The sequence below is a fragment of the Synoicihabitans lomoniglobus genome (assembly GCF_029023725.1).
Classification (GTDB): Bacteria; Verrucomicrobiota; Verrucomicrobiia; order Opitutales; family Opitutaceae; genus Actomonas; species Actomonas lomonigloba.
This window is the reverse complement of sequence record NZ_CP119075.1, coordinates 719,510-731,333: the sequence shown is the minus strand read 5'-3', so window position 1 is coordinate 731,333 and position 11,824 is coordinate 719,510. Positions and strand designations below refer to the sequence as shown.

The 11,824-nt window shown below is 59.4% G+C and carries 9 protein-coding genes; 8 read left to right on the top strand and 1 reads right to left on the bottom strand.

Going from position 1 to position 11,824, the window contains the following annotated elements:
* The first annotated feature begins 36 nt into the window (after positions 1 to 36).
* From PXH66_RS02695 to PXH66_RS02660, 8 genes are all read left to right on the top strand, one after another.
* On the top strand, positions 37 to 1,482 hold the full coding sequence (locus PXH66_RS02695) for an aminotransferase-like domain-containing protein (RefSeq protein ID WP_330930285.1): 1,446 nt from the start codon (positions 37 to 39) through the stop codon (positions 1,480 to 1,482).
* 232 nt (positions 1,483 to 1,714) lie between these two features.
* Positions 1,715 to 3,202: a sensor histidine kinase gene (locus PXH66_RS02690; protein ID WP_330930284.1), complete on the top strand. Its 1,488-nt coding sequence runs from the start codon at positions 1,715 to 1,717 to the stop codon at positions 3,200 to 3,202.
* Positions 3,199 to 3,642 (top strand): response regulator, encoded by a 444-nt coding sequence (locus tag PXH66_RS02685; protein ID WP_330930283.1) that lies wholly within the window; start codon positions 3,199 to 3,201, stop codon positions 3,640 to 3,642. Before PXH66_RS02690 ends, PXH66_RS02685 begins: the two co-directional genes overlap by 4 nt.
* 3 nt (positions 3,643 to 3,645) lie before the next feature.
* The gene (locus PXH66_RS02680; protein ID WP_330930282.1) at positions 3,646 to 5,637 is read left to right on the top strand and encodes an ATP-binding response regulator; all 1,992 of its coding nucleotides are present in this window, start codon (positions 3,646 to 3,648) and stop codon (positions 5,635 to 5,637) included.
* A gap of 525 nt (positions 5,638 to 6,162) precedes the next feature.
* Positions 6,163 to 8,133: a hybrid sensor histidine kinase/response regulator gene (locus PXH66_RS02675; protein WP_330930281.1), complete on the top strand. Its 1,971-nt coding sequence runs from the start codon at positions 6,163 to 6,165 to the stop codon at positions 8,131 to 8,133.
* A 167-nt stretch (positions 8,134 to 8,300) separates the two neighbouring features.
* Positions 8,301 to 8,846, top strand: a complete 546-nt coding sequence (locus PXH66_RS02670; RefSeq protein ID WP_330930280.1) for a hypothetical protein — start codon at positions 8,301 to 8,303, stop codon at positions 8,844 to 8,846.
* Positions 8,847 to 8,886: 40 nt separating this feature from the next.
* Positions 8,887 to 10,020 (top strand): CHASE3 domain-containing protein, encoded by a 1,134-nt coding sequence (locus tag PXH66_RS02665; protein WP_330930279.1) that lies wholly within the window; start codon positions 8,887 to 8,889, stop codon positions 10,018 to 10,020.
* A gap of 44 nt (positions 10,021 to 10,064) precedes the next feature.
* Positions 10,065 to 10,442 (top strand): response regulator, encoded by a 378-nt coding sequence (locus PXH66_RS02660; RefSeq protein ID WP_330930278.1) that lies wholly within the window; start codon positions 10,065 to 10,067, stop codon positions 10,440 to 10,442.
* 77 nt (positions 10,443 to 10,519) lie between these two features.
* Here the strand turns inward: PXH66_RS02660 and xseA are convergent, their stop codons facing one another.
* A complete protein-coding gene (gene xseA, locus PXH66_RS02655; protein ID WP_330930277.1) occupies positions 10,520 to 11,824 on the bottom strand; it encodes an exodeoxyribonuclease VII large subunit in 1,305 nt (434 codons plus the stop codon).

The window sequence follows — 11,824 nt, the reverse complement described above, 5'->3', positions numbered from 1 at the left end:
GATGCGGACGAATGATTGTCCGTTAGAATCTACGTCATGTCTGCCGTAATCGCCAATTCCCCTTCGGTTCCGCTTTACCACCAACTGGCCGAATCGGTGCAACAACTGATCGAAGGTGGCACGCTCCGCCCCGGTCACCGCGTCCCATCGGTGCGACGCATGGCCCTGCAACGCGAGGTCAGCATCTCCACCGTCATCCAAGCTTACACCGTGCTGGAGGACCGGGGACTGATCGAAGCCCGCCCGCAGTCCGGCTACTACGTGCGCGCCCGACTGAATCCGGTCGCCCCGGAACCCCGCATGGCACGTCCCATGGCGCAGCCGTCGGCGGTCGGGGTGAGCGACCTCGCGGCGGAGATCGTGAGTTACTCGGGCTATCCCGATTACCTGCCACTCGGCGCGGCGTGCCCCCACCACAGTTTGTTTCCCACCAAAAAACTCGCGCGCCTGCTGGGAGCCGCCGGACGCGACGACCCCACCTTGCTGGGCCAATACAGCATGAATGGCACGCACCTGCCGCTGAGTCGCGAGATCGCCCGCCGTTACCTGCAGGCGGGAGCACCGCTCGACCACGACGAGTTGGTCATCACGATCGGCTGCACCGAGGCGCTCAATCTCGCGTTGCGCGCGGTGGCGAAACCGGGCGACACCGTGGCGATCGAAACTCCGTCGTATTTCGGCATCCTCCAAACCATGCAGGCGCTGGGCTTGAAGGTGCTCGAAATTCCGACCGATCCCCGGGAAGGCCTGTGTCTCGATTCGCTCCGCAATGCCTTGGAGACCTGTTCCGTGGCGGCGTTGATCGTGACGCCAACCTTTCACAATCCGCTCGGGTCGTGCATGTCCGACGCGCGCAAGGCCGCGCTCTATCATTTGCTCGGCGAGTTCGATCTGCCGGCAATCGAAGACGACATCTACGGCGATTTGCACTGGGGAGAGCGTCGCCCCAAACCCCTCAAAGCGTGGGATACGGAGGGCCGCGTGCTGTTGTGCAGTTCGTTCAGTAAAACGCTCGCGCCGTCACTTCGGGTCGGTTGGTGCGCACCGGGTCGCTATCGCGAGCGGGTGCAACGGCTTAAGTTCACCAACACGATGGCCACGCCGATCGTTCTGCAAAAAACCGTCGCCGACTTTCTGCGCAACGGCGGCTACGATCATCACCTGCGCGGTATCCGTCGGGCCTATCGTGATCAGGTCCAGCGTTTCTCCACCGCCATCGTGCAATCGTTTCCGCTGGGCACCCGGTTAAGTCGCCCTCAGGGCGGTTTCGTGCTCTGGCTGGAGTTGGATCCTGCAATCGACACCATGAAAATTCATGGCGATGCCTTGCGCGCCCACATCAATATTGCGCCGGGACGATTGTTCTCCGTCCGCGAGCGCTATCATAACTGCTTGCGCCTCAACTGTGGTATCCCCTGGGACGAATCAATCGCCCGCGCCCTTCGTGACATTGGCTCACTTTGTGCAAGGCAATTGAAATAAGATAGGTAATAATATCTATTATTCACTTGGGATCTTTATACCACAACCCTCCGATATTCATGTAATTAAGAAGTATTCGTAGCATTACATGCTTGTAAAAAATCCGTCACGCGGATCGTTTCTAATAACTATTTTTACGAGCTTCATGAGGCATTCCCTTTATGAAATTTCATGAATGCTACTTCCTACGGCGCACTCTACCTGAAAAGGTCCACCTTCCCGGCCTACTAAAATGAGCCCCGTGCGCACCCGGATTGATCGCTACCACCCACAGCATTGGACGTTTCTGTGGTCACCCACCAATCGCCAACTCATCGGGATATTCAGCCTCATCGGACTCCTCGCGTTGGGGGTGGTCGGACTGGCCTATCGAAGTGCGCGCACGGCCCAGCGAATAAAGACTGAGATCGACTTCACCTTTAACGTCCGCGACCAGATCGAACACGTCGAGACGCTCGCCCGCGGACTGCAGATCGGCACCCGGGGCTACCTGCTCGCCGGTGAGATGGCGTTATTGCAACCTTACGATGTCGCCCGAACCGAGCTGCCCAACGCTTTGGCCGAGCTTGAGACCCTGCTTTCGAACGACTCCCACACCGCGAAACTCGTCCGGCTCCGGGAACTCATCGCCCAAGACATCGCCTATCGGGAAGAACTTGTGTCCACCGTCGAAACCACCGACCTGGCTACGGCGCGAGCGCTCGTGGCGAATCGCATCGAAGTGCGCAAATCACAGGATCTCATTTCAAAGCTGTGTGAGGACATGAAGCAGGATGCGACCGACCTGCTGAACAAATACCGGGACTCCCAAACCGCCAATGACCGGATCGCCGCCGTGGCCCAAACGGTCATCACGCTGATGATGTTGATGGGCACGTGGGGAATCTATCTCTACGTCCGTTATCACCTCGACCAACGTCGGTCGGCGGAAGTGCAACTGGCCGCAAAAAACGAAACGCTGGTTGAGGCAAATCAGGAATTGGAGTCATTCTGCTACTCGGTTTCCCACGATCTGAGAGCTCCGCTGCGACACATTCAGGGCTACGCTCAAATGCTCCAAAAGAACGCCGGAGACTCCCTGACGGCGAAAGCCCAGCGCCATCTGCTCGTGATCTCCGATGCCGCCGCCGAAATGGGGCGTTTGATCGACGACCTGCTGGCTTTTTCCCGCTTGGGACGCGCCCAACTCTCACTCGATCGCATCGATCTCGACGGCATCGTCAAAGACTGCATCGAACGAGTCCTGCGAACCACGCCCCCGGAACGCAAGATCGAGTGGAGCGTCGGCTCGTTGCCCACGGTGGAGGGCGACCGGGCGATGTTGACCCAGGTTTTCACCAACCTGATTTCCAACGCCGTAAAATACACCGGTCCACGCGATCCCGCGCGCATCGAGATTACCCGCCGTCAAGAGAAGCCCGGCGTCATCACGATTGAAATCGCCGACAACGGCGTCGGCTTCGACATGAAGTATCTGCCCAAACTGTTTGGCGTTTTTCAACGCCTGCATCGCAGCGATGAGTTTGAGGGCACCGGCGTCGGACTCGCGTTGGTGCGCCGCATTTTGACCAAGCACGGCGGGAGTATTCGGGCGCAGGCGGAAAAAGATCGCGGGGCGCAATTCTTTGTAAACTTCCCGAGCCCGCGCCCCCTCCGCACCAAGACCGGCGCCTCCCGCTCCCCTGCTCTGGCCACGTCCCATCCCCCTTCATCATCATGACTTCCTTACCTCAAATTCTGCTCGTCGAAGACAGCCAGCGAGACGCCGAACTGGCCATGGATGCGCTGGAAGAAAATCACATATCCAATGACATTCTGTGGGTGCGCGATGGGGAGGAAGCGCTCGACTTTCTCTTTGCCCGCGGCGACTTCGCCAACCGCCCCCCGGGGAACCCCGCGGTCGTGTTATTGGACCTCAAAATGCCCAAGGTCGACGGGCTCGAAGTCCTGCGAACGGTGCGCGCCAACCCGGAGCTTTCGATCATTCCTTTCGTCATGATGACCTCGTCGCGCGAAGAGCGGGACATGGTCACAAGTTACGAACTCGGGGTGAATGCCTATGTGGTGAAGCCGGTCCAATTTAACGAGTTCGTCGAAGCCGTGAAAACGGTCGGTCGCTTTTGGGCGGTGCTCAACGAACGTCCGCGAAACTCATCCTAGCTCATGGAAGCAACCGCCCCCCTACCGCCCCGGCCCATCCGCCTGCTCTACGTGGAGGACAATCCTCGCGATGTGGCATTTGTCCGGGATATGCTGGAGGACAACGAATTAGCATGCGAAATCACAGCGGTTGACCATCGTGAAGCGTTTGTCGAAAAGCTGCAGCATGGTCCATGGGATCTCATTCTGAGTGACTACAATCTGCCCGAATTCGACGGACTGTCGGCTTTGCGCGCTGCGAAGGAATATTGCCCGCACGTGCCCGCCATCGTCATCACGGGAACCGTCCGCGAAGAAGAGGCCGTCGCCTGCTTGAAACTGGGGGCCGTGGACTACGTCTTGAAGGATCGGCTTCTTCGTCTACCCGGCGCCGTGCGGCGGGCGATCGACGGGAGTCAGAAAGAAGCCCTCGCGCGAAAAACCGAGGCCGATCTACGCCAAAGCGAACGCCGTCTGAACGCCATCGTCCACCAGAGCGAGATGCTCCTCTATACTCGCGACCAGACCGGACGATTCACCTACGTGAGCCCGCAGGTCGCGCATTTTCTGCATACGACGACCGATTCTTTACTGGGACAAAAATGGGCGAACTTTGCGGAGCCCCTGCCGGAAAACGAACGCAGCATCTGCAAACTGCAAGCCAACCCGGACTCGCTGGATTCGCAATGCGTGGTGGAGCTGCGGTTCGCAGGTGAAGAGCCCGACGCTCCCCCTCGCTGGATTGCGCTTCGCGAGAGCTTGTTCAGCGACGAAGACAACCAAACTTCGGTGCTTGGCGTGGGTATGGATATCACCGACCGCAAGACCATGGAGACGCAGATGCTTCAAACCCAGCGGCTCGAGAACCTGGGACTGTTGGCGGCCGGCATCGCCCATGACCTCAACAACGTGCTCGCCCCGGTGATGATGGCGGGCCCGCTGTTGCGTCCGCAGTTAAACGGCACGCACCACGAGCGCCTCATCGACGTGCTGGAAAAATCCGCCACACGCGGTGCCGCTTTGGTCAAACAGGTCCTTTCCTTTGCCCGTGGCGACGAGAACCAACGGAATGCGCTGCAGGTCAAACACCTCATTCGGGACATTGTTTCGATCGTGCAAGAGACCTTTCCGAAGAACATCGAGTGCCACGAGTCCATCGGGGTCGATATCCCTGCGATTCACGGCAACGCCACCCAGTTTCATCAGGTCCTGCTCAATCTTTGCGTGAATGCGCGCGACGCCATGCCCAAGGGCGGCCATCTGAGCATCGCCGTAGAGTCCCGGGAAATCACAAACGCCCAAGCCAACAACATCATCATCAGCGGACGCAAACAGTGGGTGGTGATCACCGTCACGGACACGGGAGAAGGCATCCCGCCGCATATTATGGAGAAAATATGGACTCCATTTTTCTCCACCAAGGAAAAGCAAAAAGGCACGGGCCTCGGCCTCGCCACCGTCCGCGGCATTGTGGCCGCCCATGCGGGTTACATTGAAATCAATAGCGAGGTGGGAAAAGGGACGACTTTTGAAATATTCCTCCCTGCGATGAGGGAACCCGTGCTCGCCGGCGAGGCCAAGGGCCCGGTCGATCACTATCGAGGCAAGGGTGAACATATTCTCATCGTCGACGACGAGCCCTTGGTTCGCGACATGCTCAGTGTAACCTTGGGTAAATATGACTTCGAACTCGCGGTGGCGGCGGACGGAGTGGAGGCGTTGAGCTACATCAACACACAAGGTAACCGGGTGCGCCTCTTAATCACCGACATACACATGCCGCACATGAGCGGTGACGTGTTGATCTCCGTCGTGCGAAAACTGCATCCGCAGCTCAAGACCATCGCCATCAGTGGCCACCCTGACAGCGACCAGCTCCCCTTGGCCCCGCCGGAAGACCAACCCGATATCGTCCTCGCCAAGCCCTTCAAAAGCGACCGCTTGCTGCGGGAAATCGGTCGGCTCCTGGATCCGGCGACCGCCGCCAGTGAGCATCTCGACGTTCAGAAGGCTTAAAATTCTGTGGTTCATCGGGTTGCATATTTTTCGCACGTGCGGAAAGTATCTCCGCCCTACATTTGTGCTAAAGTGGCCCCCGGGTTGTCCGATCAGGGTGGCATGGCACAAATGTCAGCAACCTTTTAGAGCTATGATCAATCGATCCGGAAGCGTAGCGCGCAAACACCCAATGCATCGACGTATGCCCGAACCCACGTCAATCGAACCGTCCGTCGACCGCACTGTCGGCATACCTTGACCACCCCATTTCCCTCTGCGGTTGGGTTCGCGATGCTGAACACACTCCCGCAGTGATCCCCTTTCCCTCCAAAAATTTCCGATGCGGCCGATGAGCTTAAACGATCTACAAAACGACGTGGACCATGACCACCGCCGAGCTATGATCGGTCACATCGTTGAGTCGATCCCCTCAGCCGCATTTGCCACCGCTGCAGATCGCCGGGGGCCAATTGGCGCAACGATCCACCGACTCGTCGGCGCGATCCAGGCATCGATGATCGTCGAAGCCAGTCCCAGTCACCCATGAATCAGCCAATCCTCCATCCCGTTTGCCGAGTCCTGTATCTCGAGGACAATACGACCGATGCGGATCTGATCCGGAATGTCTTGGAAAGCACTGATCTCGAGATCGAAATCACCACGGCGTATAACCGCGACCAGTTCCTGGCCCAGTTGGACTTGCGGTGCTGGGACATCATTCTCACCGACTACAATCTGCCTGAGTTCACCGAACTCGAGGCCGTGCAGATTGCCACCGAACGCTGTCCCAACAGCTCGACCATCGTGGTCACCGGGACCGAAGAAGAAGCGATCGCGGTCGAGTGCCTGAAACTCGGGGCCGACGACTACATTCTCAAAGACCGACTGCTCCGACTGCCCGTCGCCATCAAGCGGGCCATGCAGCAACGCCTCATCCAAACCGAGGCCCTCGCCACCGAAACCGCCCTGCGCGAAAGTGAAACCAAGCTCAAAGCCATCGCGCTCCACAGCCGCCTCATGCTCTACACCCGCGACGAAGAGGGATGTTTCAATTTCGCCAATTCGCAGGCCCAACTTTTTCTCGGCAAACCCGTCGGCCAATTGATGGGCAGCACTTGGGTGGACCACGTGCTGTCCACCCCGGAAAATCGCAAGAGCCTGTCCAAACTGGATGCCCCCTACGATTCCGATACGATGGAAACCACGGTCGAAGTCGAGCTGGCGGAAACCTCCAGCGGCATCCGCTGGATTGAAGTGCGAGAAAACGTCTCCATTTCCCCCGAAGGACAGAAATCCGTGGTCGGAGTCGCATTCAACATCACCGACCGCAAATCACTTGAAGCCCAACTGCGTCAAACCCAACGCCTCGAGAATCTCGGTCTTCTCGCCGCTGGCGTCGCTCACGATCTCAACAATGTGCTGTCGCCGATCATGATGGCCGGCCCCCTTCTGCAACCCACCCTCAAAGGCACCCGTCACGAGCGGCTGCTCAACGTGCTGGAGTCGTCCGCCAATCGCGGCGCCGCCTTGGTCAAACAAGTGCTGTCCTTCGCTCGCGGCGAGGACAACGAGCGCAGCCCCTTGCAGATCAAACACGTGGTGCGCGACGTCGTTTCGATCATTCAGGAAACGTTCCCCAAAAACATCACTTGCGAGGACATGATTGCCTCGAAAATCCCCGCTGTGCAGGGCAACGCGACCCAGATCCATCAGGTCTTGCTCAACCTCTGCGTGAACGCGCGAGACGCCATGCCGCAGGGCGGAACGCTCAGCATCAGCGTAGCCCAGCGGGACATCTCGGAAATCAAATCCAAGGAAATCGTCGACCGCGGTCCACGGCACTGGGTGGTCATCACGGTTTCCGATACCGGCACCGGCATCGACCCGGAGGTTTTGTCGGAAATCTGGAATCCCTTCTTCACCACCAAATCCAAGGAAACCGGCACCGGCCTGGGATTGAACACCGTGCGCGGGATCGTCACCGCCCATCACGGTGCGATTGAACTCACCAGCCAAGTCGGCTTGGGCACCACTTTTGAGATCATGTTACCGGCGATTCAGGAAGAAATGCGCGCCCCCTCCCTGCGCGCGTCGACCAGTCTCTATCGTGGCAGTGGCCAGCAGGTTCTGATCGTGGACGACGAACCGCTCGTGCGTGACATGCTCAGTCGCACGCTGAGGCGACACAACTACCAGGTCTCCATCGCGTCCGACGGTGTCGAAGCCCTCAAGCTCATCAATCTGGGTGGTCACGATCTTCGACTCGTCATCACCGACATTCACATGCCTCACATGAGCGGCGATGTGCTGATTTCCGTGCTCCGCAAAGTGCGCCCCGAAATCAAAATCATCGCCAGCAGCGGTCACCCCTCGAGCGCCAACCTGAGCCAACGCCCCCCCGGGGAACGGCCCGATGTGTTTGTCCCCAAACCTTTCGAGGGCGCTGAAATGCTGTCCGCCATCCACGGGTTGATTGCCACCGACGTCACCCCCGCGACAGCCGCTCCCCAGTAAGGTCGGTTCGCACTGCTCTCCATGCTCGCTTTGATCATCGATGCTTTCGTCAACGAACTCGTATGACCCATCGGGAAGCATCAACGGCGACACACTGGCCCGTCGCGGCGGAACCCCGCCCGCAGCGATCACGTCCGGATTGGCGGCTCCGCGGGCTTTTGATCGGTATGCTGCCTTGCATCTTCGGCCTCAGCTCCGCCTCGGGCGTGACTTTGCCGGAACTGGAACACCTGCCCAAACTCACCCCCAAGAAATTTGCGGCCAAATTCGCCGACTTCGACTACCGCTACTATCGAGAGGTGCAACCCGCCGAAGTCTTCCTGCGCGACAAAGTCGGCGACTGCGACGACTACGCCGTTCTCGCCGACTACATACTGCCCCTCCGAGGCTATGAAACCCGCCTCATCCACGTCCGCCTCGCCGGCCGGATTGCCCACGCGGTGTGCTACGTCACCGAGGACAATGCCTACCTCGACTACAACAACCGCTCGGTGTTTTTCCGTCTGACGAAGTCCCGCCCCACCCTGCGAGCCATCGCGGAAAAGGTGGCGGATTCACTCGACGCCAACTGGACCACCGCCTCCGAGTTCAGCTATTCCTACGAATCTGATCGCAAAACAATCCTCGCGACAGTTGCCCGCAATGCCCCCCCCGAAGACGATCCGCCGATTGGACGAGCCAACTCGCCGCAGAAATCTTTGCGCGTCGACTAGTCTTTCGACTCCCTGAACCTCTGGTCACCCCTTTTCCCTCATGGACAAACCGTTCCGTATCATCATCTCGGCCTTTGTGATCGTCGCCGCCATTCTGGCCGTGGTGGTGGGCACTTCCATCCGCAACTTGCAGCAAAGCCGCTTATCCGCCGATTGGGTCAATCACACCCATGCGGTGATTTCGGCCGTCGACGCCGTCGATGCCTCCCTGAAGCAAGGCGAAGCTGCCGTCCTCACCTACCTTCACTCCGATGAAAACAGCTACCAGACGAAATATCGGGACGCCTTCGCCGAACTCGCCGAACAAATCGAAGTCCTCAAAGCGTTGACGGCAATCTCGCCGGAAGATTCCACGCGGGTGGCTGAGCTCGAGGCCCATCTGCTCAATCGGGCCGCCGCCGCGCGGGCCCTCATCGCCGCCCACCGCGCGAAAGACGACCCGCTTGTTCAGGAGCTGCTCACCAAAGACTCCGACACCTCCGACCTCATCGCCATCACTCAACTGGCTCAACAAATCCGACTGCACAATACCGACCTCCTGCACCATCGGGATCAGCAGGCGTTTCGGGATGAAGAAGCCACCCGAGCCACGCTCTACATCGGATCCGCCCTTAACCTGCTGATCCTGCTCGGCACATTTTGGTTCATCCGCGACGACATTCAGGCCCGTCGCCGCGCCGCCCAAATCCTGGAAACCTCGAATCAGGAATTGGAAACGCGGGTGCAGGAGCGCACGCAGGCCCTGCAGGAATCCAACCAACAACTTAAGATCAAAAATCTGGAAGGCCGTTGGACCAATCAGGCGCTCACGCATCAACTGCGCTACAATCACCTCATCATCGACGCGATTTCCGACCTCGTGATCGTCGTCACCAAGGCGAGCAACATTTCCCGCATCAACCCTGCGGTCACGCGCCGCATGGGCTTCGAAATTTCGGAACTCGCGGATCAACCCTTGAGCGACTTCGTCACCCTCGCCACCACCGATGACATGCCGCGTCGCGATGCCGTGCACGACGCCATGCAAAGCGGTCACGACTTCGCAAACTGCGCCGCCGAAATTCTCACCAAATCTGCCCAGCCCCTGTCGGCGGTGCTCAGTGTCCATCCTCTGCGCGACAACGACAAAGTCGTCGGCGGCGTCGTGATTATTCGCGTCACCGAGTTCGTGTAGCCCGTCCTTTTCATCCTCTTCGATTTTTTATCCTCCCCCTTTCTATGACCACTCCGACCAAGCACATCCTTTCCGTTGATGACGAAGAAATCATCCGCGAGATGTTGGGCGAATTACTGGAGATTCACGGCTACCGTGTCACCGGTGTAGCCACCCCCAGCGCAGCTCTCAAAGTCGCTCGCAACGATCCCCCCGATCTCGTGATCACGGACCTCCAACTCGAGGAATCCGACGGGCTCCAACTGGTTGATCAACTCAGTAAAATCATCCCCGACGTGCCGGTCGTCCTGCTCACCGGCATCTTGTTCGACAGCAAGACCGTCGACCAAAGCCTGTCGCACAAGATATCCGCCTACTTGAGCAAGACCGCGCCCCTCAGCGAACTCACCGCCGAAATCCACCGCCTGCTCAAAAACGGCTGAAGTTACGGCGCGCCTGCAGCGGCCAAAACACGAGGCCCATCGGGCCGCTCCGGGGAAACCGCCGGGCGCCCGCCAACTCAGGACTGCGTCCGCAGCTCGACTTTTCCGTCGGCAAATTCCGCCTCGTATCTCGCGTTGGGCTGCAGCGACGCCTTGCGCAAAACCGGTCGCCCCTGGTCGTCGCGCATGATGACAAATCCGCGCTTCAACACCGATTCCGGACTCGCCGCCTGCAATCGCTTCCACAACGCCAACAGTCGATGCGACTCGAATTCGACCCGCCGCTGCGGCGAATGCGAGGCCAATGCCTGCCGCTTTTCACGCCACGCCGTTTGCTTCAACACCAGGGCACGCTGCAAAGCCGCGCCCAGCCGATTGGCCAGATCGTCCCGCCGCAACCACCCCTGCTCGATCTGCCCGCGAGGAGTCAGTAAACGCAGTCGACTGCGCACCCCCGCGAGTCGGTCCCGGGCCAAAACCACCCCGTCACCCAACGCCTCCCGCAATGCTGCGCCCGCAGTCGTGACCCGTTCTTTCATTTCCCCGTGGGAACTCGACAAAAGTTCGGCCGCGCCACTCGGAGTTTCCGCGCGCACATCCGCTACGAAATCGCTCAGCGTGAAATCGATTTCATGCCCCACCGCCGAGATCACCGGCACGGTGGAATCGGCAATGGCGCGCACTACCTTTTCTTCGTTGAACGCCCACAGGTCCTCGAGGCTGCCTCCGCCGCGCCCCACGACCAACACATCAAATCCGCCCAGTTCGTTCGCCGTTCTCACCATGTTCGCGATCTCGATCGCCGCGCCCTCCCCCTGCACCTTCGCCGGCAATACCACCAGCCGACCGCGCCATCCTCGGCGCAACATGATCCTCGCGAAATCCTGCACCGCTGCCCCCGTCGGCGAAGTGACGAAACCCACCACTTCCGGCAAACGGGGCAAACTACGCTTACGTTCACGCTCAAACAGACCTTCGTCCGCCAGCCGCTTTTTCAAGGCTTCAAACTCCCGTTGCAGGCGCCCCACCCCATCCTCCACCACAGTGCGCACGATCAGCTGATACTGCCCCCGCGCCTCATAGACGCTGATCTGGCCACCCACGATGACTTGCTGGCCATCCCGTAGCTCCACCTTTTGGCGCATCGCATCACCGCGAAACAACACGCACGACAACTGTGCGCCGCCGTCCTTGAGCGAAAAATAAACATGGCCGCTCGCCTGCCGCCGCAGGTTGGAAATTTCCCCCCGCACCCAACTGCCTCCGATCGTCGATTCGAGCAGCGTTTTCACCCGGCGGGTGAATGCCGTGACACTCTCGGCCTGCGGCGTCTCGGGTCGCACGCTGGAGGCTCGCTCCATGTTGTCGGTCCAATCCGCCAT

What these genes read in the sequence shown, in the direction of transcription:
- PXH66_RS02665 (WP_330930279.1), top strand. Translation starts at nt 8,887, where the DNA reads ATGGACAAACCGTTCCGTATCATCATCTCGGCCTTTGTGATCGTCGCC.
- PXH66_RS02680 (WP_330930282.1), top strand. Translation starts at nt 3,646, where the DNA reads ATGGAAGCAACCGCCCCCCTACCGCCCCGGCCCATCCGCCTGCTCTAC.
- PXH66_RS02670 (WP_330930280.1), top strand. Translation starts at nt 8,301, where the DNA reads ATGCTGCCTTGCATCTTCGGCCTCAGCTCCGCCTCGGGCGTGACTTTG.
- PXH66_RS02660 (WP_330930278.1), top strand. Translation starts at nt 10,065, where the DNA reads ATGACCACTCCGACCAAGCACATCCTTTCCGTTGATGACGAAGAAATC.
- PXH66_RS02690 (WP_330930284.1), top strand. Translation starts at nt 1,715, where the DNA reads ATGAGCCCCGTGCGCACCCGGATTGATCGCTACCACCCACAGCATTGG.
- xseA (WP_330930277.1), bottom strand. Translation starts at nt 11,824, where the DNA reads ATGGCGGATTGGACCGACAACATGGAGCGAGCCTCCAGCGTGCGACCC.
- PXH66_RS02685 (WP_330930283.1), top strand. Translation starts at nt 3,199, where the DNA reads ATGACTTCCTTACCTCAAATTCTGCTCGTCGAAGACAGCCAGCGAGAC.
- PXH66_RS02695 (WP_330930285.1), top strand. Translation starts at nt 37, where the DNA reads ATGTCTGCCGTAATCGCCAATTCCCCTTCGGTTCCGCTTTACCACCAA.
- PXH66_RS02675 (WP_330930281.1), top strand. Translation starts at nt 6,163, where the DNA reads ATGAATCAGCCAATCCTCCATCCCGTTTGCCGAGTCCTGTATCTCGAG.